The sequence below is a fragment of the Asticcacaulis excentricus CB 48 genome (genome assembly GCF_000175215.2).
GTDB lineage: Bacteria > Pseudomonadota > Alphaproteobacteria > Caulobacterales > Caulobacteraceae > Asticcacaulis > Asticcacaulis excentricus.
In genome coordinates, this window is sequence record NC_014816.1 from 2,564,807 (window position 1) to 2,588,221 (window position 23,415).

The 23,415-nt window shown below is 58.8% G+C and carries 22 protein-coding genes and 1 tRNA gene; 11 read left to right on the forward strand and 12 right to left on the reverse strand.

Going from position 1 to position 23,415, the window contains the following annotated elements; all coding sequences use genetic code 11:
- Together trpB and ASTEX_RS11655 are read right to left on the reverse strand one after the other, a co-directional pair.
- Positions 1-1,197, reverse strand: a complete 1,197-nt coding sequence (trpB, locus tag ASTEX_RS11650) for a tryptophan synthase subunit beta (protein WP_049781713.1) — start codon at positions 1,195-1,197, stop codon at positions 1-3.
- Between the two features lie 52 nt (positions 1,198-1,249).
- Positions 1,250-1,912: a phosphoribosylanthranilate isomerase gene (locus ASTEX_RS11655; protein ID WP_013479841.1), complete on the reverse strand. Its 663-nt coding sequence runs from the start codon at positions 1,910-1,912 to the stop codon at positions 1,250-1,252.
- Between the two features lie 121 nt (positions 1,913-2,033).
- Here ASTEX_RS11655 and ASTEX_RS11660 point away from each other — a divergent pair, with 121 nt between their 5' ends.
- Complete coding sequence (locus ASTEX_RS11660; protein WP_013479842.1) at positions 2,034-2,978, forward strand: glucokinase; 945 nt, start codon at positions 2,034-2,036, stop codon at positions 2,976-2,978.
- 34 nt (positions 2,979-3,012) lie between these two features.
- Here ASTEX_RS11660 and mscL read toward each other — a convergent pair whose 3' ends face one another.
- The 4 genes from mscL to cmk form a co-directional block, all read right to left on the reverse strand.
- A complete protein-coding gene (gene mscL, locus ASTEX_RS11665) occupies positions 3,013-3,408 on the reverse strand; it encodes a large-conductance mechanosensitive channel protein MscL (protein WP_013479843.1) in 396 nt (131 codons plus the stop codon).
- Between the two features lie 28 nt (positions 3,409-3,436).
- Positions 3,437-3,733 (reverse strand): integration host factor subunit beta, encoded by a 297-nt coding sequence (locus ASTEX_RS11670; protein WP_013479844.1) that lies wholly within the window; start codon positions 3,731-3,733, stop codon positions 3,437-3,439.
- A 312-nt stretch (positions 3,734-4,045) separates the two neighbouring features.
- Positions 4,046-5,734, reverse strand: a complete 1,689-nt coding sequence (rpsA, locus tag ASTEX_RS11675) for a 30S ribosomal protein S1 (RefSeq protein WP_013479845.1) — start codon at positions 5,732-5,734, stop codon at positions 4,046-4,048.
- Between the two features lie 202 nt (positions 5,735-5,936).
- Entirely contained in the window at positions 5,937-6,578 is a 642-nt protein-coding gene (cmk, locus tag ASTEX_RS11680) for a (d)CMP kinase (protein WP_013479846.1), read from the reverse strand.
- A 185-nt stretch (positions 6,579-6,763) separates the two neighbouring features.
- On the opposite strand from cmk, the gene ASTEX_RS11685 reads away from it, so the two are divergent.
- The 4 genes from ASTEX_RS11685 (at position 6,764) to ASTEX_RS11700 (ending at position 8,727) form a co-directional block, all read left to right on the forward strand.
- The gene (locus ASTEX_RS11685; RefSeq protein ID WP_013479847.1) at positions 6,764-7,252 is read left to right on the forward strand and encodes a TIGR02300 family protein; all 489 of its coding nucleotides are present in this window, start codon (positions 6,764-6,766) and stop codon (positions 7,250-7,252) included.
- A gap of 191 nt (positions 7,253-7,443) precedes the next feature.
- Positions 7,444-7,519 (forward strand) — tRNA-Ala (locus ASTEX_RS11690).
- Between the two features lie 591 nt (positions 7,520-8,110).
- Positions 8,111-8,386 (forward strand): type II toxin-antitoxin system Phd/YefM family antitoxin, encoded by a 276-nt coding sequence (locus ASTEX_RS11695; RefSeq protein WP_013479848.1) that lies wholly within the window; start codon positions 8,111-8,113, stop codon positions 8,384-8,386.
- Entirely contained in the window at positions 8,386-8,727 is a 342-nt protein-coding gene (locus tag ASTEX_RS11700; RefSeq protein WP_013479849.1) for a type II toxin-antitoxin system RelE/ParE family toxin, read from the forward strand. Before ASTEX_RS11695 ends, ASTEX_RS11700 begins: the two co-directional genes overlap by 1 nt.
- A gap of 408 nt (positions 8,728-9,135) precedes the next feature.
- On the opposite strand, the gene ASTEX_RS11705 is transcribed toward ASTEX_RS11700, so the two are convergent.
- Entirely contained in the window at positions 9,136-9,855 is a 720-nt protein-coding gene (locus ASTEX_RS11705) for a hypothetical protein (protein ID WP_013479850.1), read from the reverse strand.
- A gap of 374 nt (positions 9,856-10,229) precedes the next feature.
- Here ASTEX_RS11705 and ASTEX_RS11710 point away from each other — a divergent pair, with 374 nt between their 5' ends.
- Positions 10,230-10,502, forward strand: coding sequence for a GNAT family N-acetyltransferase (locus ASTEX_RS11710; RefSeq protein WP_013479851.1), 273 nt, complete (start codon positions 10,230-10,232; stop codon positions 10,500-10,502).
- On the opposite strand, the gene ASTEX_RS11715 is transcribed toward ASTEX_RS11710, so the two are convergent.
- On the reverse strand, positions 10,495-12,492 hold the full coding sequence (locus ASTEX_RS11715) for a TonB-dependent receptor (protein WP_013479852.1): 1,998 nt from the start codon (positions 12,490-12,492) through the stop codon (positions 10,495-10,497). The genes ASTEX_RS11710 and ASTEX_RS11715 overlap by 8 nt on opposite strands.
- Positions 12,493-12,515: 23 nt before the next feature.
- Entirely contained in the window at positions 12,516-13,544 is a 1,029-nt protein-coding gene (locus tag ASTEX_RS11720) for an aldo/keto reductase (RefSeq protein ID WP_013479853.1), read from the reverse strand.
- Between the two features lie 169 nt (positions 13,545-13,713).
- Between ASTEX_RS11720 and ASTEX_RS11725 the strand changes: the two genes are divergently transcribed.
- Positions 13,714-14,376, forward strand: coding sequence for a dienelactone hydrolase family protein (locus ASTEX_RS11725; protein WP_013479854.1), 663 nt, complete (start codon positions 13,714-13,716; stop codon positions 14,374-14,376).
- Between the two features lie 3 nt (positions 14,377-14,379).
- On the opposite strand, the gene ASTEX_RS11730 is transcribed toward ASTEX_RS11725, so the two are convergent.
- The 3 genes from ASTEX_RS11730 to ASTEX_RS11740 form a co-directional block, all read right to left on the reverse strand.
- Positions 14,380-15,255 carry an EamA family transporter gene (locus tag ASTEX_RS11730; protein WP_013479855.1) on the reverse strand — a complete coding sequence of 292 codons (876 nt, stop codon included), beginning with the start codon at positions 15,253-15,255 and terminating at the stop codon, positions 14,380-14,382.
- Positions 15,248-16,468 carry a multidrug effflux MFS transporter gene (locus ASTEX_RS11735; protein WP_013479856.1) on the reverse strand — a complete coding sequence of 407 codons (1,221 nt, stop codon included), beginning with the start codon at positions 16,466-16,468 and terminating at the stop codon, positions 15,248-15,250. The genes ASTEX_RS11730 and ASTEX_RS11735 overlap by 8 nt, the downstream gene beginning before the upstream one ends.
- A 163-nt stretch (positions 16,469-16,631) precedes the next feature.
- A complete protein-coding gene (locus tag ASTEX_RS11740; RefSeq protein WP_013479857.1) occupies positions 16,632-18,224 on the reverse strand; it encodes a RecQ family ATP-dependent DNA helicase in 1,593 nt (530 codons plus the stop codon).
- 313 nt (positions 18,225-18,537) lie between these two features.
- Here ASTEX_RS11740 and ASTEX_RS11745 point away from each other — a divergent pair, with 313 nt between their 5' ends.
- The 4 genes from ASTEX_RS11745 to rpsT all read left to right on the forward strand — a co-directional run bounded on the left by ASTEX_RS11745 (position 18,538) and on the right by rpsT (position 23,182).
- Complete coding sequence (locus tag ASTEX_RS11745) at positions 18,538-20,538, forward strand: transglycosylase domain-containing protein (protein ID WP_013479858.1); 2,001 nt, start codon at positions 18,538-18,540, stop codon at positions 20,536-20,538.
- A gap of 232 nt (positions 20,539-20,770) precedes the next feature.
- Positions 20,771-21,691: an aldo/keto reductase gene (locus tag ASTEX_RS11750; protein WP_013479859.1), complete on the forward strand. Its 921-nt coding sequence runs from the start codon at positions 20,771-20,773 to the stop codon at positions 21,689-21,691.
- A gap of 171 nt (positions 21,692-21,862) precedes the next feature.
- Entirely contained in the window at positions 21,863-22,744 is an 882-nt protein-coding gene (mutM, locus tag ASTEX_RS11755; RefSeq protein ID WP_013479860.1) for a bifunctional DNA-formamidopyrimidine glycosylase/DNA-(apurinic or apyrimidinic site) lyase, read from the forward strand.
- Between the two features lie 171 nt (positions 22,745-22,915).
- Positions 22,916-23,182 carry a 30S ribosomal protein S20 gene (gene rpsT / locus ASTEX_RS11760; protein ID WP_013479861.1) on the forward strand — a complete coding sequence of 89 codons (267 nt, stop codon included), beginning with the start codon at positions 22,916-22,918 and terminating at the stop codon, positions 23,180-23,182.
- Positions 23,183-23,415: the final 233 nt, after the last annotated feature.

Genomic DNA, 23,415 nt, shown 5'->3' on the forward strand with positions numbered 1-23,415 from the left:
TTAGAGATTCCCCATTTGCTGACCGAGCGCCTTGGCGACGGTGAAAATGTCTTTATCGCCCCGACCCGAAAGGTTGAGCACGATGACGCCGCCCTTACCGATCTCCTTGGCCAGATCACCCAGGCGGGCGATGGCGTGCGAGGATTCGAGCGCCGGGATAATGCCTTCAAGGCGCGACGTCAGCTGGAAGGCCTCCAGAGCCTCCTCGTCCGTGGCATAGACGTAACGGGCGCGACCCGTGTCGAACAGGTGCGCGTGTTCCGGCCCAATGCCAGGATAGTCGAGACCGGCCGAAATCGAGTGCCCTTCAAGGATCTGCCCGTCCTCATCCTGAAGCAGATAGGTGCGGTTGCCGTGCAAAACGCCCGGTCGGCCGCCGTTCAGCGAGGCCGCGTGGCCATTATAGACATCAAGCCCGTGACCGGCGGCTTCAACACCGACGATCTTCACGCTCTCATCATCAATGAAGGGGTGGAACATGCCGATGGCGTTCGAACCCCCACCGACGCAGGCGATAACAGCGTCAGGCAGGCGGCCTTCGGCCTCCAGAATCTGTTGGCGCGTCTCCTTGCCGATGATGGTCTGAAAGTCGCGCACCATCTCCGGATAGGGGTGCATGCCGGCGGCGGTGCCAATCATATAATAGGTATCGTGGACATTGGTGACCCAGTCACGCAGCGCCTCGTTCATGGCGTCTTTCAGCGTGCCATTACCATTGGTCACCGGGTGCACCTTGGTGCCCATCAGTTGCATACGGAAAACATTGGGTTTTTGGCGTTCGACGTCGAGCGCACCCATATAGACCGTACACGGAAGATCGAACTTCGCGCACACGGTAGCAGAAGCGACACCGTGCTGACCGGCCCCGGTTTCAGCGATAATTCGCGTGCGGCCCATACGGCGCGCCAGCAGGATCTGACCGATGCAGTTATTGATCTTATGCGCGCCGGTGTGGTTCAGTTCTTCGCGCTTGAAATAGATTTTGGCGCCACCAAAATACTCTGTCAGGCGCTCCGCCAGATACAGCGGGCTCGGGCGACCGACAAAATATTTGAGAAGATGGTGGTACTCCGCCCAGAAGGCCTCATCCTCTTTCGCCTGCGCCCACGCTTCGCCCAGTTCGAGAACGAGCGGCATAAGGGTTTCGGGGACATAAAGCCCACCGAACTCACCGAAACGGCCCTTGGCGTCCGGCATATTGTAGCGATTGGTCAGGATGGCATCATCCACGGTGAAAGGTCCTTCTGGATTAAAGCCCTTTTACGGCCTTAAGAAACTGAGAGATCAGTGCTGCGTCTTTTAGTCCCGGTGCCCGCTCAACACCAGAAGAAACATCGACCATCTTCGCTTTCGACTGTGAAACCGCTTCGGCAACGTTCCACGGGTTGAGCCCGCCGGCGAGTAACCACGGGCGTAACGACGGGTAGCCTTCCATCAGCGTCCAGTCAAAGCGCGCCCCGACCCCGCCGGGCAGGGTGGCATCCTTCGGCGGTTTGGCATCAAACAGCAAATGCTCAACCACCTCTTCATAAGGCGCGGCCGCCAGCACATCGGCACGGCTTTCGACACTGATGGCCTTGATGAGCGGAATGCCAAAGCGCGCGCGGATATGACGCACACGCTCAGGACTTTCATGGCCATGCAACTGGATCAGGTCGGGCCGAACGTTTTGCGCGATTGTCTCAAGCAGGGCATCATCCGGATCAACCACGACACTAACGCACTGCGTTTTTTTATTCATGTGCGCAGTATAAGAAGTCGCATTTGCAATCAACTGAGCCATGCGCTCCAAGTCAAGATGCCTCGGGCTTTTCGGAAATGAGATGAAGCCCAACATGCCAGCGCTGTCATCTATCGCGATGCGAGCGCTAACATCATCGGTAATACCGCAAATTTTCGCCAAAATGGTCATAAAACGCCTTGATTTTTAAATCAGATGCGCCGAGCTTTAAGAAAAATCAAGAATTAGCGCGCTAATTCTCGACTCACAAAAAGCGCGCCGGACAAACGGTGCACCGTACAGGGGATAGTATATGACCGCCGTTCTTTTGAGCGATCTCTCCAATAGCGCTCACATGAAGCTGGCACTTGTAACGCCAGGGGCGCGCCCGACAGAGGCAACCCTTTATCCATGCAAGTCGATCGAAGAATTTAACGCTTCCATAATCGATTTTCTCGAAGCCAACAACCAGCCCGAACTGATGGCGGCCGCGGTTTCAGCGTGCGGCTGGGAAGTGGATGGCGGGTTTTCCATGCCCAACCATGGCTACCGCATCGACCGTCAGCATCTGCGCGACCTTCTGAACATTCAGCGCCTGCACGTTGTCAATGACTGTGTATGTAAGGCCATGGCGGTGGATCGTCTGTTCACCTCCGAGCTCGTCAAGGTCTGCGGCGGCGAAGGCGAGGACGGGCAGGCCCGCGCACTGGTCGGGGCCGGACGCGGACTTGGGCTGGCCGGCATAATTATGGATGATCTGGGGCATCCGACCGTGCTGCCCTGCGAGGGCGGTCATGCCGATCTGGCAGTGACAACGCCGCGTGAAGCGCAGGTTTTTGAGCATCTGGAGCGCAAATACGGCCACGTCTCGCGCGAGCGCGTCGTCAGTATGCAGGGTCTGGCAGAAATCTATGAAATTTTAGGGCAGGTCGATGCGGGCGATAACCGCCGCGTGAATGCTTCCGAAGTGGTCGCCTTGGCCCATACCGATGATGCACGTGCGCTTGAAGCCGTCAGCCTCAGTCAGGGTTTTCTGGCCGCTATGGCCTCCGACACGGCTCTAATGCTGGGGGCGCGCGGTGGCATCTATCTGGCGGGCGAGTATGTGGAACTGATCAGCGACCTGATCGACTGGTCCGCCTTTGAGGCGCGTTTCAATGACAAGGGGCGCTTGCGCGGCTATATGCAGGACATACCGGTCTTTTTCGTCCGGGCGCGCGACCTGGAACTGATCGGTCTGGCGACGCTGTTCGGGTAAAAGAAAAGGCGCGGAAACCGCCGCGCCTTTTCATCTATTTCTTCTTCAGCTCTTCAAGGATACCGGCAAGCAGGTCCTTCTCCGAAGGCCCCGGATCGGCTGCGGGCGCAGCCGGCGGCGGGAAGAGGCGGTTGATCGCCTTGACCACCATGAAGATGGCCGCACCGATAATCACGAACTGAATCAGCGTGTTAATAAAGATGCCGTAGCTGATCGCCACTTCGGGCGTGTCGGCGACGGCGGCTTTCAAGACCAGTTTGAGGTCGGAAAAATCCACGCCACCCGTCAGTAACCCGATCGGCGGCATGATGATATTGTCAACGAGCGATGACACGATCTTGCCGAACGCGCCGCCAATGACGACACCGACAGCCAGATCGATGACGTTGCCGCGCATCAGGAAGGTTTTAAATTCTGAAACAATGCTCACGGGCACCCCCTCTGTTTATAGGTTTGTTTTATTCGTTGTCGTCGCCCGACAGGTTCAGGCGTTCGCGCAGTTCCTTGCCGCTTTTGAAGAAGGGCACGTGTTTGGCGGGAACCGATACGGCTTCACCGGTGCGCGGATTGCGCCCCACACGCGCCGGACGTGAGCGCACGGAAAAGGCCCCGAAGCCCCGAAGCTCGACCCGACCACCCTTTTCGAGCGTCTCTATCATGGATTCCAGAATCAGATTGACGATCCGTTCGACGTCTTTTTGCGTCATATGCGGATACTCGGACGCCAAACGCTCGATCAGTTCCGATTTTAACATCTTATCCCCCGAACATAGGTTCGAAATATGTAGGCGTCCATTGATCCGCGGTTTTGAATCTTATGACCACGTTGCAACGCAGCCGGACACCCGCCAGCACATCATCTTGCGAGCATGATCGAAAACGAAAGCCGCTTCAAGGGGTTGTTTCAAAAATTAATAGCCGCTGAAGCGAAATGTATACGGAAAATGCCGACATCAGCACGAGTCTGCACATGTTGAACGCTGCGGCGCACAAAAAAAGCCCCCGCATTTCAGTTCTTGCGAAGCTGAATGCAGGGGCAGCATTAAAGACGCTTGCGTCTAAAAGGCTTACTCTTTGGTCGAACCGCGCAGAGCCGCACCCAGGATGTCGCCCAGCGAAGCGCCGGAGTCCTGAGAGCCGTACTGCTCGATGGCCTGCTTTTCGTCGGCCATTTCCAGAGCCTTGATCGAGACGGACACCTTGCGGGCGGCCTTATCGACATTGGTGATCTGGGCATCGACGCGGTCACCCACGGCGAAGCGCTCGACGCGCTGCTCGTTGCGGTCGCGCGACAGGTCCGACTTACGGATGAAGGCCGAAACCTGCGCATCGTCTTCGCCAAACTTGACTTCGATACCGCCCGAAGTGACTTCGGTGACGGTCACGGTCACGGTCTGGCCCTTGCGGAAGGTGTCGCCCGACATCGGATCGCCGCCAAGCTGCTTGATACCCAGCGAGATGCGTTCCTTTTCGACGTCAACGTCCAGAACCTTAGTCTTGACGATGTCGCCCTTCTTGTACTTGGCAATCGCTTCTTCGCCCGCGACGTTCCAGTCGAGGTCGGAGAGGTGGACCATGCCGTCGATGTCGTTTTCAAAGCCGACGAACAGACCGAATTCGGTCGCGTTCTTCACTTCGCCTTCGATCACCGAGCCAATCGGGTGCTTGGACAGGAAGTCATCCCACGGATTGTTCTGAGCCTGCTTGAGGCCCAGCGACACGCGGCGCTTGCCGGCATCGACTTCCAGCACGACCACATCGACTTCCTGAGAGGTCGAAACGATCTTGCCCGGATGGACGTTCTTCTTGGTCCACGACATTTCCGAAACGTGCACCAGACCCTCAACGCCCGACTCCAGCTCGACGAACGCGCCGTAGTCAGTGATGTTGGTGATACGACCGGTGAACTTGCCACCGACAGGGTACTTGGCTTCGACACCGTCCCAGGGATCAGATTGCAGTTGCTTCATGCCGAGCGAAATGCGCTGCGTGTCCGGATTGATCTTGATGATCTGGACGCGCACGCTGTCGCCAACATTGAGGACCTGCGACGGATGCGAAACGCGCTTCCACGACATGTCGGTAACGTGCAGCAGGCCGTCGATGCCGCCGAGGTCAACGAACGCACCGTAGTCGGTGATGTTCTTGACCACACCGTCACGGATTTCACCTTCGGCCAACTGACCGACGAGCTCAGTGCGCTGCTCGGCACGAGCTTCTTCGAGGATGGCGCGACGCGACACAACGATATTGCCGCGCGGACGGTCCATCTTCAGGATGGCGAAGGGCTGTTCCTTGCCCATCAGCGGGGCGATGTCACGCACCGGACGGATATCGACTTGCGAGCCAGGCAGGAAGCCCGAAGCGCCGTCCATATCAACGGTGAAGCCGCCCTTGACGCGGCCGACGATGGTCCCCATGACCGGCTCGCCACGGTTGAAGATGGCTTCGAGACGGGTCCAGGCTTCTTCGCGACGGGCCTTCTCACGGCTGATGACCGCTTCGCCCATGGCGTTTTCGACGCGTTCCAGATAGACTTCGACGGTGTCGCCAGTCTTGATGTTGGCGGCGTCCGAGCCGAATTCCTTCAGCGAAACGCGGCCTTCGGTCTTCAGACCGACATCGACGATAACGAAGTCCTTTTCCAGGCCGACGACCAGACCGTGTACGACCTGACCTTCGAGCATGTCACGGCCGTGCAGGGATTCGTCCAGAAGGGCCGCAAAATCGTCACGCGACGGATTATAATCGCTCATGTAATCTCAGTTTGGGTTGGCGCTGAGGCGTGGCCGTTTCGAAGACGGCGTAAGCGGACAGGAACGGCGAAGCGCACGGCTTCGGCCACACGGACAGCGGCTTTTTTAAGGGAATGTCACATGCCGGACGCCCAGATTGGGTTTCCGCGGAGCGCCGTTCGTGATCCTGCCTGATAAAAGAGCGCCGATGAGATTGGCCCTTTTAAAAAGAGCCGCGGCGGTCCCTCACGATGCGTCGCGCATGTTCGATGGCCGCCTCTATACCTAAATCGGTCGTATCAAGCAAGACGGCATCATCAGCCATGGACAGCGGTGCCGACGAGCGTGACGAGTCGCGCTCATCACGCAGGCGGATATCGGCCAGCACATCTTCATAAGCCAGATCCGGATTACTCTTTACCAGTTGCAGCCAGCGGCGGTGGGCACGCACCTCGGCGCGGGCAGTGACAAAAATTTTGACTGGCGCATCGGGCGCAATCACTGTGCCGATATCACGCCCGTCAAGGACAGCGCCGCCCGGTTGATGGGCAAAATCGATCTGAAACCGCTTCAGGGCCTCACGCACTTCGGGAAGAGCGGCCACCTGTGAGGCCCATTCCCCGGCCTCGCGGCCACGCAGCTCGGGATTGTCAAGCGTTTGTGTATCCAGCGTCCGCGCGATCTCAACCAGTTGCTCAACGTCTTCGAGCGTCAGACCCCGCTGTGCCCGCAAAAACCCAACGGCGCGATAGATCAGGCCGGTGTCCAGCATCGGCAGGTCATAATCTTGCGCAATAACCGACGCCAGCGTCCCCTTACCGGAAGCTGCGGGACCATCGAAGGCGATAATGAGGGCATACGTCATAATCGCCGCTTTTAGATAGGCCTGAGAGAGGTCGCAACCCCTTTTACAGGCTTGCCTGCGGCACACAACCGGGCAAGGACGGTCGTAAAAAGGGGCAAAATGCCGAAAATCCGTTTTGACAGCCGAGCGATCTGGTGGCAAGGGAGGCCAAAGCTTTATAGTTTTCCACTTTATGAGGACGCTCCGTGGCTGATCCCGCCCTAGGCACCAAACAGATTTGTCCGAATTGCACGGCGAAGTTCTACGACCTGAACAAACGCCCGGCCCATTGCCCCAAATGCGCTTTTGAGTTCGACCCTGAAGAAGCGCTGCGCACCCGTCGCACCCGCGTCCGTCCGGTTGCACCGGATGAGTATGAAATGGACGATGAGGCCGAAGATCAGGTCAAGGGCAAGACCCCCGGCGAAGAGGATGAAGACGAAGAACCGGAAATCGTTACGCCGGAAATCGATGAGGTTGTCGCCGACGACTCGCTCCTGGCTGATGAAGACGATGAACTTGATCCGGCCGACCCGGCGCGCGTTGCGCCCGATGCGGTAGACATGGATATCGAAGACGCAGACCTCGTTGACGATGATGCCGACGATGTACCGTTCCTTGAAGACGATGAGGACGATACGTTCGACGAAGACATCGACGGTTTGCCCGGCGAAGGAAATGATGACGAAATCTAACCGTTAGGTTAGGCCGTCAACAGCCGCGAAGCTCAAGCTTCGCGGCTTTTTTTCTGCCCCCCTCCACCGGCCCTAATGGACCTGTGAAAAAATCAAAAAAACTTTGAAAAAGCGCTTGCAAGTCAAAATGCCTTGCCCTAGAAGTCGCGACCTCGGCGGCGGCAACGCAGCCCAGACCATCGAAATGAGATGGGGCTATAGCTCAGTTGGTAGAGCGCTTGAATGGCATTCAAGAGGTCAGCGGTTCGACTCCGCTTAGCTCCACCATTTCAAAGAAGCCAGCCTTGCGCTGGCTTTTTCTGTTTCTGCCACAGATGCTAGTATTGGCGCGGATATGAGCGGCGTTGCTATGTTCCGCTTACTGCCGACACGGGCGGTCCCCCTTGGATTGTGCGCCCCAAACCTCCTTATTCTCCGTTTGACCGATGGCTGTAGACGCGCGCACCCCTGTTTTCATGCAGGGTTAAGGGCCAGGGTTGCGCCCAGGCCGTCGGTCGAGGAACGGGCGCGGCAGATGAAGGGGCGAGTGGCCCCACTTAATCACCCAAGCCAAAGAACGCGGGCCTCCTGTCTTCAGCGAAACGCCGCAGCGCTTTCTCCCCGGCGTGCAATTTGATTTGGACCGATTCCCGAAGGCGCGGGCGAAGTTCGCTTAGAAGAAAAAATATTCAAGGACCTACTGGCGCGGACAACGCGCAAGTCACCTGGCAAGTCGGGATGCGGTTGTGGCGGATAGAGGTGCAAATAACCCGGCAGGCCATCCAAGATGCGCTAGGGCTGACAGCGAACGCGATTCAGAAATCTTGCCAGAAGACTATTTAAAGACTATATTTGGTCCCAGGCAATCAGGGGCGGATAATGCGATACTCATCACAAGTCAAACCGATCAGCTATCTCAAAGCCAACGCTGCTGAGGTTCTCACGCACCTCGCGGAGCAGCGGGAACCTATGGTCATCACCCAAAACGGTGAAGCGAAGGCTGTCCTGCAGGATGTCGCCTCGTTCGAAGAGACGCAAGAAACACTGGCAATGCTGAAAATCCTCGCGTTAGGCAACCAGGACATGGCGGCTGGCAAGGTCAAACCCGTGGCCGACGTTGTTGCCCGGCTGCGCGCCAAGCAAGCCGCAGTTTAATGGCTGGCACGTCAGACAAGTTCGAAGTCCTGCTTACCGAGGGTGCGGAACAAGACTTAGAGGCCATCCACGACTACATCTCCAATTTCGACTGCGTCGCCAATGCCAACTATGTGTTGGATGAGTTGATGCGCGTCGTAGAGACCCTGGCTAGGTTCCCGGAACGCGGAAGCTATCCGCAGGAATTGGTCGGCCTAGGCATCAAAGAATACCGCCAGACCTTTTTCAAACCGTACCGCTTGATTTACCGTATCACGGGCAGCCAGGTGATCATCTACCTCATTGCTGATGGTCGTCGCGAAATGCAGTCAGTGTTGGCAAGACGGCTACTTGGCGCTTGAACGGCGCGAGCACGCAGCCCTGCCCATCGGATTCAATAGCGATGGGTTTGGATGCAAACTCCAGACCATCATTAAAAACGCTCTCTTTCGGGAGCTCTTATTAATGATGGTGTGCCCGGACGCGAGCCGGCCGCAATCGCGTACCGCCGCAAGTAAGCCGCTTCACACGGATTCAAAACCTCTGTCCTTCGCACGCTCCCCCGGCCTGGTTCTAATGAAGTCGTCAAGATGGGACCCCACGGCGTCAGGCATGATCAATCGCCCCGGTCGAACCTCATAATGGTCTGATCAGCTTCGCCGATTTGAGGGCCTTCCGGACGTCGCGCCAGGACGGCATAAATGCACCGGGGGCCGATCTTAAAGGAATGCCCTAAAAACATCACACCAGACGACCGCACACCTATTGGGCTAAGAGGCTTTTACGGGCCGCTTAGCCGGCTGGGCGCCGTCAAGGGAAGCGCTTGAAACCACGTCTGCCTTCGCACAAAAGTTCGGCGCGAGCTTTCGGCGTGCCTTGCACCAGTCTTTTGAAGCCGTCAGGCTCTTGGGATGGGTTTGAACATCAATGGCCAGGTCCAGCACACCGACAGGACCGAGTTTGTCATAATTGGCGGATTTCAGATCGTAGACAAAATAGCTGACGCGCAGCGGATCTGTGTTCGCAACTTCAGACCCAGCCTTTCCCACAGGCGGAACCACCGTAACGTGGATGAATTTCGCCGTGCCGGTATCAACCTTTTTACTCTGAATAGTGCGCCCGACAGCTTCAGAAACGCGCGCCGTCAGATCGATCAGTTTATCGCTACGCCATTCTCTGGATACTGTGCAGTAAACGCTGATCGTCTCCCATTCGGTCTTTCGCGCTTCAATGCAGCGTGAAACGTCAATGGGGGCTGGCGTGGCCGTAGCCGGTTTGCTTGGGACTGCGGCCACAACGGACGCCGTTGCCGTCGCCGGCTCAGCCGGTACAACCGCGGCAACGGATGTTGTGTCACTGGCTGTAATGGCCTGGCTAGAGGCGCTCGCAGGCTCTGCGCTCGCTTTTTTGCCGTCGTTGCCCTCAGTCTCCGATGCGCACCCGCAAATAAGAAGGCCTGCCGGGATCGCTATCGCCCACGACATATGCATGGAGACCTCCTGTTAACTATATATCCCGCGTCGCACAGCCTGACAGAAGATGTCAAGACGCAGCCTCTCGCGCTTGCGAATTTACGCCTGCTTTTTTTTGCCCCTGGCACGTAGCGTCCTTAACTGGGGGGCCCTCGTCCTCAGTCTGAATGCCCAAGATCCAGCGCCGGACAGGCCACGCTTTGCCCGTTAAAAAAACCCACCGCGTTTTACGTGCGGCGCAAAAGCCGGCGTCCTGTTACGCCCTTAACCTGGGACGCCCCCCCCTTATCTCTTTGCAAGCTTCGATTTGCTTCGGCGTTAGCGTTCGGGGGGGCTTGGTTTACCCGGCGCGACATCCCATGTGTCGAGAGGAAAGATAAGGAGAAAACGTCATGACGCACGTCACCGACAATTCCACCCAAAGCCGCTTTGAGCTTACCCGCGATGGCCACACAGCCTATGCCGACTATCATCTCGATGGACAGGTTCTGAACATCGATTACGTCTTTGCCCCGCCCGAACTGCGCGGCACAGGAGCCGCAAGCGACCTGATGAAGGGCATCACGGTCCACGCCCGCTCCCGTGGTTTTAAGGTGCATCCCGTCTGCGGCTACGCAGCCGCCTGGCTCAAACGCTCGTCTGAAAGCCAGGACCTCATCATTTAGCCCAGCGCAGAGACACCATGACCGCGCGCCGGTTATCGTAGCTCATTATTCCGTCGGCGGTACGCTGGATAGCTATATCCGCGTCCAGCGCATTATCGACGATTACGCGCAGGCTGAGATTCTCGCTCACGGGTCTTTCGGCCAACAGACGCAGTCTGGAAGCCGGAGCCAGCCGCTGGCGATTGAGATCGTCTTCAAAGCTCTCCCCGATAAACAGCCAGTCGGCACTTAATCGCGTCCGGCCCAGCTGATAATCGCCACCCACCGACAACAGATAAGACGGTGCCTGAGCCGGACGCTTGCCCTTTAAGGCCACATCTGCACCGCGCATTTCGGCATCAGTAATGGTGCCTGACACCGTCAGGGTCAGCCGCTCGGACGCCGCCCACCGCCCAGACAGTTCAAGGCCCGTCGCGCGCACCTCCCCTGCGTTTTGACGCTGACGCAATACCCCGCCCGCCGGAATGAAGCCCGCTGTCGGGAAGGTGCCCGGCCCGAAACCTGTGGTGATATTGCTGATCGGATCCAGAAGGTGATTATAAAACCAACCCACATCAAGGCTCAGTCCTGACGACCCATACCGCCACCCGGCCTCGATGCCGTTAAGCTTTTCAGGTTTCAGGGCGTTGTTGGCCTCAGTGACGTCATTGCCGACACGAAAAGGGCGATAAAGTTCGTTAAGTGACGGCGGTCGAAAGCCGTTGTAGAGCGCGATGCGCCATTGCTGTGCACCCGCTTGCCGTGCCAGACCCAGACGCGCCGATACTACCGTTTCTTCCGCGTTCGAAGGGCGCAGATCCAGTAAAGGCGCGCCCGTGCTCACGTCGGTCTCGCGACGAAAACCGCGTGTCGCCTGCCAGGTATCCGCACGCACCGCCCCGGTCAGGCTGGTTTGACCGAAGCGCCGCGTTCCTTGCGCATAAAAGCCGACGAGATCCGTACGACCACCGGTCTCACGCAAGCGCGTGGCCATACCATTGACGTAACGAAAGCGTTCGCGCGTCTCACCCAAGCTACGCCGCGCGTCTATTCCGGCCTCCCATTCACCGCTGTTGCTTTCACGACGCCAGGCGGCATTGACGCCATAGCCCTTGGCGGGCGTGGCATACTGGTCATTGGCCACACTTGTGCCCACACGTCCACTGACGACCGACACAGAGCGGTTGGAGAGATGGCTGTCGCGATACCAAAGCTGGAGCCGGTAGCCCTGGCCCGTCGCTTCGGTGGGGCGCGTCAGGCTTAGGGCGTACTGATGACCGCTGGCACGTGCCGTGGCCCCCGAAAGGCCGGTATCGCGGCGACTGTCGTAGCTACCGGCTATGAGGGTCAGGTCGTGGCGCGATACCTCACCGCGCCATGTGGCCAGCATCGCTTCATCGTCACCGAAGACGCCTTCATCAGCGGCTCCGCGCTGCGGTGCGCGAACGGCGGCATCGCCATATCGGCGGGCGCGACTATAGTGAAGGCTTAGATCTCCAATGCCGGCATTAATCTGCGCGCCTGAGCTTCCGCTATCGCCCCAATCCACACCGCCCGACACCCCGGTTTGCGGGGGCGCAAGGTCCAGATCGACAACACCGGTCAGCGCCCCAGCCCCATAGGCCCCTCCACCCGCGCCGCGCACGACGCGAGCCCGGTCTATGGCATCGACGGGCAAACTCGCCCAGACAACCCAGCCGCCAAACGGATCATTTTGCGGCACACCATCAAGCGTCACCAGCGCCCGTCCGGCTCCCGAAGGGGCGATCGCGCGAAGGGAAACCCCCTGAATGGTCGGATTGGCACTCAGGCTCGATTGCCGGCGGAACAGGGAGGCCTGTGCGCCTGACTTCAGAGCCTCGTCGAGGCTGCTGGCCGCATCTATGGCCGGCTTGCCTGCAGTGACGGTTGAGAACGCGGCATCGCCGCGAAACGGCTTGAAGCGGCCGCGCACGATGACTTGCGCCTCTTCCGCCAGGGCTGGGGCTGTGAGTGACAGCCCGATCAGCATCGGGATATACCGCCTTATCACCCCTACCACCGCGTGGGCTTAGGGTTACGGTCAAAGCCCATCTGGTGCCAGTAAGGATAGATCGGCTGACGCCGGCTCACGGCATCGAGACGCGCGACCTGATCGACAGTGAGATCCCAGCCGACCGCCCCCAGGTTGGCCTTAAGCTGATCGGCATTACGCGCCCCAATGACGATGTTGGCGACGCCCGGGCGCTGCAAAAGCCAGTTGAGCGCCACCTGTGGGATGGTCTTGTCCACCTCACGCGCAATTTCACCCAGCACGTCGACCACACTGTAAAGGTGCTCATTGTCAACCGGCGGACCACCCGTGTCGCCGCCCTGGGCAATGCGCCCTTCGCTGGCCGGCTGATCGCGGCGAATCTTGCCCGTCAAACGCCCCCACCCCAGCGGCGACCACACCATCGTTCCTACGCCCTGATCGAGCATGAGTGGCATGAGTTCCCACTCGTATTCACGCCCAATCAGTGAATAATAGCCCTGATAGGCGACATAGCGGCTGAGGCCCAGCCGCTCAGAGGCCGCCAGCGACTTCATCAGGTGCCAGCCAGAAAAGTTCGATGCCCCGATGTAGCGCACCTTGCCCGAGGTCACGAGCGCATCCAGGGTCGAAAGCACCTCCTCAACCGGTGTGAGGGCATCGAAGCCGTGCATGAAATAGACGTCGATATGGTCGGTGCCCAGACGTTTCAGGCTGGCTTCGACAGCACGCAGCAGGTGGTAGCGCGAGGACCCTTTGTCGTTAGGGCCATCGCCCATGGTAAAGGTGGCCTTTGTCGAGATCAGGACATCGTTACGACGGCCTTTGAGCGCTTCACCGAGGATTTCCTCTGACGCACCCCGCGAATAGACATCGGCTGTATCGAAGAAGTTGACCCCGTGATCGAGGCATAGGTCGATCAGGTTGCGCGCTTCGGCGACATCGGTCGTGCCCCATTTGGAGAACATGTCGCCCTTTCCACCGAACGTGCCCGTGCCGAAGCTCATGACCGGCACTTTCAGGCCCGAACGGCCCAGTTGCCTGTATTGCATGTTCACTCTCCCGATCCTGATAACGCGCTGCCAAACGGTTGCAACGCAACATTATACGTGCACCCATGGGAAATAGGGCAACGCAGATGGCTTTACATGGCCGTCCGAATGAATTTATGGTAGGGCTACCGCACCGCCAAAAAGTAAAAACATATCCGAGGATTACCGCATGGGCCAGATGATTGAACTCACCCGCCCCGATGGTGGCAAGATTTCGGCCTACCGCTCGGAGGTCGATCCCGCACGCGCCAGTGTCATCGTATTGCAGGAATGGTGGGGCCTCAACGATCATATCAAGACCATCGTCGATCGCTTCGATGCCGAAGGCTTCAATGCCCTGGCACCAGACCTCTACCATGGCCGCGTAACGAAGGACGCCGATGAGGCCAGCCACATGATGAACGGCCTCGACTTCCCCGGCGCCGTGCATGAGGATATTGCCGCGGCTCTGGCGAACCTCAAGGCGATCAATGACAAGGTGGCGGTGATGGGCTTCTGCATGGGTGGGGGCCTGACCATTGCCTCGGCGGCGCGTCTGAGCGGGTTTTCGGCGGCGGTCTGCTTCTATGGTGTCCCACCGCGTGAATTTGCCAACCCAGGCGATATCGCCATACCGTTTCAGGGTCACTTCGGCAAAAAGGACGACTGGGTCACGCCGGAAGTGGTGGCCAAGATCGAAAGTGACATGCGCGCCGCCGGTCGCCATCCGGAGCTTTATAGCTACGACGCCGATCACGCCTTCTTCAACAAGACCCGCCCGGAAGTCTATAATGAAGATGCCGCCGATCTGGCGTGGGAACGCACCATCGACTTCCTGGGTGACAATCTCTGATATCTACTGCGGCGCCATATGGGCGCGTCGCGCCGTCAACGCCGAACCGGCGGACGCCAGTACCACCAGTGCTATGGCCAGCCATTGCTGCGGGCTTAAGGCCTCATGCAGAAGTATCAGGCCGGTCAGAGCCGCGAGCGCCGGTTCCAGACTCATCAGGATGCTGAAGGTACGCGTCGGGATGCGTTTCAGTGCGAACATTTCAAGCGTGTAGGGGACAGCCCCCGATAACAGCGCCACCATCAGGCCGGTCAGGAGTATCTGTGGCTTAAACAGTGGCGCGCCTATGGTGATCAAGGCCAGCGGCAGGGTGACGAGACAGGAAAAAGCCACGCCAAAGCTGACGGCCTGACCTTCGGGTACGCGCTGCGCGACCCCTTGCCCCAACAGGATATAGCTGGCCCAGCCCGCGCCCGCGGCCACTGCCAGGGCCACGCCGATGGGATCAAGGGCCCCGCCCCCCGCATGAGGAAGCAGCAACCACAAACCAAAAGCGGCGCAGGCCACCCAGACGAAATCGAGCGCCCGGCGGGAGTTCCACACCGCCACGCCGAGCGGCCCCATAAATTCGATGGCAACCGCAACGCCCAGCGGGATGCGCTGAAACGACAGATAGAAGCACAGGTTCATCAGGCCGAGATTGAGCCCAAACAGAATGAGCCACTTCCACGCCGAGCGCTCTGGCAAATTACGCCACGGGCGAAAGAGCGCCATCAGGAAAAGGGCCGCCAGCGTCTGACGAAGGGCCGTAGCGCCCAGCGGCCCGACGCTGCTGAACAGCGACTTGGCAATGCCGGCACCGAACTGAAACGACAACATGCCACCAATGACGCCGATGATGGCCCAAAGGGCGTAACGTCCGCTCGCAGCGTCAGTCATGGCTGTGCGATCCTAACCGTTCACCGACAAACAGAACGACGCGTCCAATCACTACGCTCATCGTCATGACCACCACAATCGGGGTCAGGGTCTGCGCCTGAAGCGCGGACACCACTGCCGAGACGATGGTAGCCAGCCCGATCTGGGTAAAACTCATGAGGGCCGAGCCGGAGCCGATGTCGCGCGTCAGACTGCCTATAGCTGTAGCCGACGAATTAGGACCGATAAAACCGAGGCAGGACAGGATAAGAAACAGCATGATCACCGTGCCCCAGACATTGAGCCAGCCATTTGCCGCCGCCAGCAAAAAAGCCAGCACAAACACGCACTGCACACTCAGGCCCACGCGCAGAATCTGTTTTGAGCTGTAGCGGCGGTTGACGAAGACGTTGAGCTGGCTGGACCCGATAAAACCGACGCTTAGGCCTGCGAAGATCAGTCCGTAAATCTCCGGCTTGATGTGGAAAATCTCCATGAAGATGACGGGTGAGGCTGAGACATAGATGAACAGACACCCGAAAGAAAATCCACCCGCAAACAGATAGGTCACAAAGGCGGGGTTGCGGTAAAGGCCCAGAAAGGTCTTCAGGATCGGCAGGGGCTTAAGCGATACGCTCGGATCAGCTGGCTTGCCGTCGGGCAGTACCGTTATCACGAGTATGAGGGTCAGGCCTACAATCGCGGCCAGAAAGGCAAACACCCAGTGCCAGTCAAGCCAGGTGGTGACCAGCCCGCCGAGCGTCGGCGCCAGCAATGGCGATACGCCGATGGTCAGTATGATCAAAGATATGATCTTTGCCGTATCCTTGGGGGGAAAAAGATCACGCACCAGCGACATAGCCGCTACCGAGGCGGCGCAACCGCCCAGTGCCTGAAACAGCCTGAGCCAGATCAGCACGTCGATATTGGGCGCAAACACACACCCGACAGAGGTCAGAACAAACAGGGCCAGTCCGGCATAGAGCGGCGGTTTGCGACCGTAGCGGTCCAGCAACGGGCCATAGATCAGAGGCCCCAGCGCCATGCCCGCAAAATAACTCGAAAGCGACAGACCTACGGCGGCGGAACTGGTTTTAAAATCGGCGGCGATCTGGCCAAAGGCGGGCAGATACATGTCGATAGCGAACGGGCTGATGGTCGAGAGCGCGCCCAGCGTAAAGATCACCAGAAACGGATTTTTCAGCGCCGGCGGCGCAGCTTCAGGAGCGGACATGACACACACAAAAAAGCGGGAATAGCGGCGGTAATGACCCTACCCCGCCGCCGGGTCAAGTTATGTCACCGAAGAGGTGGTCAACAAATGTAACCTGATGCCGCCCGCCCTTTAGCTTAACCCTTCGCAGACGAGGGCGGCGACAAAGGCACCGGACAAAAAGTTACGTCCTTAATTCCAGATGCAATTCCCCGCGAATAAGGGCTGCAAAACGTTCGCGCTCCAGCGCCACTATGGGCATCTTACCATCGTAAAGTTCCTCAACAATCAGTCCCTCGGCCTCACACAGGTCGAGCACATCGGTGAGGAATTCCGCCTTATAGTGTCCTTTGGCGCAACCGAAGGTGGACAAGCGCGACCCATAGTCCTGCGCGTTTTGCCCCAGCACGTGTTCGATCAGCTTCTTGCGGCCACGCGGACTGTTGAAACGGTAAAGCGCCGACATCAGCATTTGCGCGGCTTCTGTAGCATCGACCACCGGCGCGCGCGACAGACAGTTGTCGCAGGTGCCGCAATTCTCACCCGGCGCTTCGCCAAAATAGCGGCGCACCCCTTTGCGGCGGCAGTCCGGACTATGGACAAAGCGAAAGAAATCCAACGCCTTTTGCTTTTGAACAGACAGGTCTGCACCCGTCTCAGTCTCACGCATCGACAACCGCCGCAGTGACCAGCCCAGATCGGTCGAACTAAAGAGACAGACGCCAAAGGCCGGTTTGGTGTCGCGCCCGGCGCGTCCGACCTCCTGCCAGTAGGCTTCCAGCGACGAAGGGGGATCCGCATGGATGACAAAGCGTACATCGGGCTTGTTGATGCCCATCCCGAAGGCAATAGTGGCCACCATGATCTTGGTACGATCCGACAGGAAATCGTGCAACCGCTCGTCACGTACCTTTGCCGGTAAACCGGCATGGTAGGCGTCAGCCTTAAAGCCTTCCGCGGACAATTGGCGCGCAAGTTTTTCGGCCCCGTCGCGCGACCCGGCATAGATGATGCCCGACGCATTTTTTTGCCGCCGCAACATGTCGAGGATCACCTTCTGCGCGCTGCCGGCGCGACGCATCAGGCGCAAAGACAGGTTCGGGCGGTCGAAGCTGTCAATGACCTCCGCGGCATTCTCGATATGCAGCGCTTTTTTGATATCCGCGCGGGTGTGCGGGTCCGCCGTAGCGGTCAGGGCCAGTGTCGGGACGTTACCGAACAGGGCCTTAAGCTTACCCAGTGCCCGATATTCCGGGCGAAAGTCGTGCCCCCATTGCGATACACAGTGCGCTTCGTCAATGGCAATCAGATTGACCGGCAGACGCGAGAGCTTATCAAGCACAAAGCCCTGTGTCAGGGCCTCAGGGGAAAGATAAAGAAGGTCGATTTCGCCGTCTCGCGCCCGGTCCCACAGCTGATAACGCGCATCCATAGACAAACTGGAATCGAGGCGCTCAGCACGCACACCCTTTTTGATCAACGCCTGCACCTGATCGGCCATCAGCGCGATCAGCGGTGAGATGACCAGCCCAAAGCCCGGCCGCATCAGAGAGGGAATCTGGTAACACAGGCTCTTGCCGCCGCCGGTCGGCAAGATAGCCAGCACGTCCTCGCCATTGAGGATGGCCGCAATCACCCGGGCCTGCTGACCCCGAAAATCATCGTAATGAAAAACACGTTTCAGCGTCTCGCGCGCCGCGCGCACCCGTTCCAGACCGGGGCCCGAGAGGCCGTAACCGGCCTCCGGTACGGGGTCATGAGGATGATCGAGAAGCATCGGGCGAGGTCCGTTTATCTGTAATGCGCCCCTCTCCTATAAGCTGCTTCGCGTGACAGGATACAAGAGCCAGAGGTGATTTTTTATCGCCCATAATTTTGCCCGAATTGCCGGTCATCTGTGACACGGGGACGACCATGACAGGATGACGTGTGCCGCTACAGGCGCGGCACGGAGAAATCAGGCGTCGGATGCGCAAATATAAGGGACGCGCGCCGCAGGCTTTGATATATCCTTAACGAAATCTTTGCATGAAGCATAAGCGAAACGCCGTTTGCCCGGCTGGGCAATCTCGGTGTCGTGGGGATAATGTATGGCTCTCGCCTTTAATATGAAGCGTCCGCCCGTGAAGGCTATCCTGTACTGGTTAATGGTATTCGCCGTTTGGGCGGTGATTTTCGCCGTCGGCTTTATCGCGTTCTTTTCGCTGGACCTGCCCGACACCTCGTCTTTGTACAAGACCGACCGAGCGCCCTCGATCACCTACCTGGATCGCTCAGGCGCGCTGGTGGCTGTGCGCGGCTCCCAGTTTGCGCCCCCGGTCGATATTGACGAATTGCCGGACTATGTCCCGGCCGCTTTCATCGCGATCGAAGACCGCCGCTTCTATCACCACTTCGGCTTTGACCCCATTGGCGTGGGCCGCGCCCTGATGCGCAACGCGACGCGTAAGGAAGGCGCTAACCTCGCCGGTGGCTCGACCATTACGCAGCAGCTGGCGCGTAACCTCTTCCTCTCCAACGACCAGAATGTGAAGCGCAAGGTGCAGGAACTGATCCTGTCGGTCTGGCTGGAGATGAAGTTCACAAAGAAGCAAATTCTGGCCCTCTACCTCAACCGCGTGTGGTTCGGCGGCGGCGCGACCGGCATCGAGGCGGCCGCTCAGCGCTATTTCAACAAACCGGCCAAGGACCTGAGCATTGGTGAAGCGGCCATGCTCGCTGGTATGATGAAGGGCCCCTCTCGCTATTCACCTTTGTCGGACAAGGACCGTGCTATCCGCCGCACCGAGATTGTGCTGAACGAAATGGTAGAGGCTAAGGTCATCACGCCGGAACAACGCGCCGACGTGTTCAAGACCGGCATCAAGGTGTCGCGCACACTCGCCACAGAACACGCGCAATACTACGTCGATTGGCTGCAGTCTGAGATCGGCCAGATGATCGACCTCAGCCAGCTCAAGGACGACATTATCGTTGAGACGACGCTCGACCTGCCGATTCAGACCGACGCCGAACGCGCCGTAAAGGCGATGATGGAACGTGACGCGAAAAAGAAGGTGGAGCAGGCGGCCCTGGTCTCCATCGACGGCGAAGGCCGGGTACGCGCGCTCATCGGCGGTGTTTCCTATTCTGAGAGCCAGTTCAACCGCGCCATCGACGCCAAGCGTCAGGCGGGTTCGGCCTTCAAGCCCTTTGTCTATCTGACAGCCGTGGAGAGCGGTCAGTTCTACCCCGATACGCCTGTGATAGATGAGCCGGTGACCATCGACGGCTGGACGCCTGCCAACTACACCAACAAGTATCTCGGTGAGATCAGTCTTACCACAGCGGTGGCGCAGTCGATTAACACGGTGGCTGCCCGTGTAGCGGATCAGGTGGGACGCTCTAACGTCTCTGCGACAGCGCATCGTCTGGGCATCACGTCCAAAGTCAATACCGATCCGGCCATGGCACTTGGTACCGCCGATGTGACGCCTCTGGAAATGGCGCGCGCCTATGTGCCCTTCTCCAATGGCGGGTATAAGGTGACCCCCTACGGCATTGTGCGCATTCGCACCACCAAGGGTAAGGTCCTCTATCAGCACACCGCCAGTGAGAGCCGCGCTCAGGTGATCAATAGCACCGCGCTCGGCTATATGAACCAGATGATGCGCGAAGTTGTGCGCTCAGGCACGGGGTCGGGTGTCCGCCTCTCGCAGTTCGATATCGCCGGTAAGACGGGCACGACCTCCGACTACCGCGACGCCTGGTTCGTCGGCTATACCGGCGGCTTCACCACTGCCGTCTGGGTCGGTCGCGATAACAATTCGCAAATGGCCAAGGTGACGGGTGGCGGGACACCGGCGGCGATCTGGCGCGAATACATGTCGCGCGCCCTGACGCGTATCAAGGTTTCGACCATTCCCACCGGGATGGGTACGCTCGATACGGGAGCGACCACAGCCGTCGATGACTTGCTCGGTACAGCCACCAGCGCCGAGGCCCCGACGGTGACCATCGAACCCGCCCAACCGGCGAAGACGGACACCGCTCAAACACTCGACGAAGTGTTTGAGGACGCCCAAAAGGATGCTCAAAAGCGCAATCCATAAACGTCAGACGTCTGGAAACAGCGGCATGAAACGTCCAAGGGGTTAACGGTTTTCAAATACCGTTAACCCTTTTGTTTTCGAGACGTTGCTTTCAGCGGTGAAAGACCGCTTTTTCCCGCAAATTTGTCATTAAACCCCGCGGATGTTCAGATGTTGTTTAACCTTTGACCGCAGAATCCCCAATATCAAAGGCCATAGCCTTTTGGAATCATTAAGGTTTGGGTAAGAAACAATGACAGCGGCTCTCGGCCTCGGATCAGCGCAATTCGGATGCGACTACGGCATCTCGAACCTGCGCGGCCGCGTGTCCGAAGACGAGGTCCGCCAGATCCTGCAATATGCCGCCCAATGCGGCCTGAAGGCCATCGACGTCGCCCCTTACGAGGGTGATGTGGAGCGCATCCTAGGTCGTTGCTGGCCCTTTCCCTCGCCGTTCAAACCTCAAATCCGCAGCGTGCGCGCTGAAAGAGGCCTCGACTGGGTAGAATCGCGCCTGAAGCGTTCGGTCGAACATATGGGCCTGGCCCGCGTTGGCGTCGGCATGATCGACGATGCGTCCGACCTGATGGGTCCTCAAGGCGATGCGCTTTGGGCGCGTATGGAAAAGCTGAAGGCCGAAGGCCTCTTTTCGCGCATCGGCATTTCGGCGCGCTATGAAGACGCTCCCGTAGCCCTGGCCAAACGGTTCAAGCCCGACCTCATTCAGGTACCGACCTCGATCCTTGATCAGCGGCTGGTGCGCGAAGGGGCTCTGGAAGCGCTGGCGGACATGGGCATTGAAGTGCAGGTGCGTTCGGTCTTCCTTCAGGGCTTGTTGTTCACGCCCCGCGAAGCCCTGCCTGCCAATCTGCAACCGCTGGGCCCGCAATTGTCGCGCATCCGTCGCCACCTGCTGGAAACCGCGACTGACCCCCTGCATGCCGCTCTCAGCTACGCCCTGAACCTCAAGGGCGTGTCTTCCGTGATCGTTGGCGTTACGACGGCAGCCGAACTGCGCGCCGTCATCGCCGCCTCAGATCGCCCTCGTCCGGACCTCGCCTGGCACGCCTTTGCCATCGAAGACCCGATCGCACTTAGCCCGGCGCTCTGGCACGCCGACCTAAGTGACGATCCGCGTGTGCGTGAGCGCCGCTCGGTCATCTGCGCCGCTTAAGGTCTGTCAGGGCTCCGGCCACCAAAACCCGGGGCAATTTTTTGTTCAAACGCGCATTTCCGGGGCCGTCTTTGCGGCGCGCGCCAGCGCCTGAGCAACCTTCGCGCTTTTCGGGATTAAACCACCGCCCTATATAAACGCTCCGCCGTCTGTCTTGTGAGCGTCATCCCTATGCCCGAACTGCCTGAAGTCGAAACCGTCCGACGCGGTCTGATACCTGCGCTAGAGCACGCCCAGCTAAGCGGGCTGCGTCTGCATCGGCCCAATCTGCGCTATGCCTTCCCGGAACGATTTGCTGAGCAGCTGGAAGGGGCAGAAATCCTGCGACTGGAGCGTCGCGCCAAATACCTGCTTTTCCACCTCGATACGCAAGCCGTGTGGGTCACCCACCTCGGGATGACCGGGCGGTTTCAGGTTACAGACATGAATGGGCATAGCCTCAGGCTTGATGGCGACTATTACCACGCCGTACGGCCTGATCCCCGACATCTGCACGTCCAGGTGTTGGCGACTAAGGAGGGTGTGACGCGCCTGATCGACTTCTACGACCCGCGCCGCTTCGGCTTCATGCTGTTGCTGCGCCCCGACGATCTCTATACGCAGCGCTGGTACAAGGGGCTGGGCCTCGAACCCCTGTCCGACGCCCTGAATACGGATGCCTTGCACGCTCTGTTCAGCGTCCGCCGGACGCCACTCAAGAGCCTCCTGATGGATCAGACGTTGATTTCGGGGCTCGGCAACATCTATGTGTGTGAGGCCCTGTGGCGGGCCGGCCTGTCGCCCGACCTGCCGGGTAACAGGCTGAGCCACGCCAAGGCCGCCTTGCTTACCCACGCCGTGCGGGAGGTGCTGGAAGAGGCCGTAGCGGCAGGCGGCTCGTCGATCAGCGATTTCACCTCGGCATCGGGTGAACTGGGCTATTTTCAGCACCGTTTCCGCGTCTATGATCGCGAGGATGAGCCCTGCCTGAGACCGGGTTGCGCTGGCACTATTGCCCGCAAAACCCATTCTGGGCGCTCGACTTTTTATTGCCCGGCGTGCCAGAAAGGTTAACCAGATCGTATAGGGCGAAAAAAGAGTCGTTCTGTGGATGATTCTTGCCCCGAAAGCGTTGACCTGCCTGCGCCCTTCGGTTATATCCCGCCCCCTTGAAATTCGTGTCGCGGCCCCCTTTAGAAGGCTGGCGCCGCGGCTCCCTTAACTTATCGTCCCCTGAGGTGATGAATGGCAAATAATCCCGGCGCCAAGAAAGCGATCCGCAAGATCGCCCGCCGTACCGAAGTCAACAAGGCGCGCCGTTCGCGCGTCCGTACCTATGTGCGCAAGTTCGAAGAAGCCCTGGCGGCTGGCGATGCTGCCGTTGCCAAGACGGCGTTCATCGAAGCGCAATCCGAACTGATGCGCGCCGTGTCGAAGGGCGTGGTGCACAAGAATACCGGCGCCCGTAAGGTGTCGCGTCTGGCCGCCGCTCTCAAGAAGCTGGCCGCCTAATTTCCATTTCCTGACGGTGACAAGCATCAGGCACGAAGCAATCCGCTCCGTGCCCTGATGTTTGTTGTCTTTAGGACTGTGATGCGTCCGGACGATCTTCTGAGCGTTCGCACTTTAGTTTTCTTTAATTTTTCAGTGACTTGCCAACTTTGCCGCTTCGTGGCGAAGAGCCTTTTTGCGTGCGGAAATTTTTCAACCCATGCGTCAAAATGACAACGTCTTAACAGATTGTA

Bases quoted from the DNA above. Each gene is read 5' to 3' on its own strand.
- ASTEX_RS11710 (WP_013479851.1), top strand. From the start codon at position 10,230: ATGACGCACGTCACCGACAATTCCACCCAAAGCCGCTTTGAGCTTACC.
- ASTEX_RS11750 (WP_013479859.1), top strand. From the start codon at position 20,771: ATGACAGCGGCTCTCGGCCTCGGATCAGCGCAATTCGGATGCGACTAC.
- ASTEX_RS11700 (WP_013479849.1), top strand. From the start codon at position 8,386: ATGGCTGGCACGTCAGACAAGTTCGAAGTCCTGCTTACCGAGGGTGCG.
- ASTEX_RS11655 (WP_013479841.1), bottom strand. From the start codon at position 1,912: ATGACCATTTTGGCGAAAATTTGCGGTATTACCGATGATGTTAGCGCT.
- ASTEX_RS11745 (WP_013479858.1), top strand. From the start codon at position 18,538: ATGGCTCTCGCCTTTAATATGAAGCGTCCGCCCGTGAAGGCTATCCTG.
- ASTEX_RS11740 (WP_013479857.1), bottom strand. From the start codon at position 18,224: ATGCTTCTCGATCATCCTCATGACCCCGTACCGGAGGCCGGTTACGGC.
- ASTEX_RS11695 (WP_013479848.1), top strand. From the start codon at position 8,111: ATGCGATACTCATCACAAGTCAAACCGATCAGCTATCTCAAAGCCAAC.
- ASTEX_RS11660 (WP_013479842.1), top strand. From the start codon at position 2,034: ATGACCGCCGTTCTTTTGAGCGATCTCTCCAATAGCGCTCACATGAAG.
- cmk (WP_013479846.1), bottom strand. From the start codon at position 6,578: ATGACGTATGCCCTCATTATCGCCTTCGATGGTCCCGCAGCTTCCGGT.
- rpsT (WP_013479861.1), top strand. From the start codon at position 22,916: ATGGCAAATAATCCCGGCGCCAAGAAAGCGATCCGCAAGATCGCCCGC.
- ASTEX_RS11670 (WP_013479844.1), bottom strand. From the start codon at position 3,733: ATGTTAAAATCGGAACTGATCGAGCGTTTGGCGTCCGAGTATCCGCAT.
- trpB (WP_049781713.1), bottom strand. From the start codon at position 1,197: ATGCCGGACGCCAAGGGCCGTTTCGGTGAGTTCGGTGGGCTTTATGTC.
- ASTEX_RS11705 (WP_013479850.1), bottom strand. From the start codon at position 9,855: ATGCATATGTCGTGGGCGATAGCGATCCCGGCAGGCCTTCTTATTTGC.
- ASTEX_RS11725 (WP_013479854.1), top strand. From the start codon at position 13,714: ATGGGCCAGATGATTGAACTCACCCGCCCCGATGGTGGCAAGATTTCG.
- rpsA (WP_013479845.1), bottom strand. From the start codon at position 5,734: ATGAGCGATTATAATCCGTCGCGTGACGATTTTGCGGCCCTTCTGGAC.
- ASTEX_RS11720 (WP_013479853.1), bottom strand. From the start codon at position 13,544: ATGCAATACAGGCAACTGGGCCGTTCGGGCCTGAAAGTGCCGGTCATG.
- mutM (WP_013479860.1), top strand. From the start codon at position 21,863: ATGCCCGAACTGCCTGAAGTCGAAACCGTCCGACGCGGTCTGATACCT.
- ASTEX_RS11735 (WP_013479856.1), bottom strand. From the start codon at position 16,468: ATGTCCGCTCCTGAAGCTGCGCCGCCGGCGCTGAAAAATCCGTTTCTG.
- ASTEX_RS11715 (WP_013479852.1), bottom strand. From the start codon at position 12,492: ATGCTGATCGGGCTGTCACTCACAGCCCCAGCCCTGGCGGAAGAGGCG.
- ASTEX_RS11730 (WP_013479855.1), bottom strand. From the start codon at position 15,255: ATGACTGACGCTGCGAGCGGACGTTACGCCCTTTGGGCCATCATCGGC.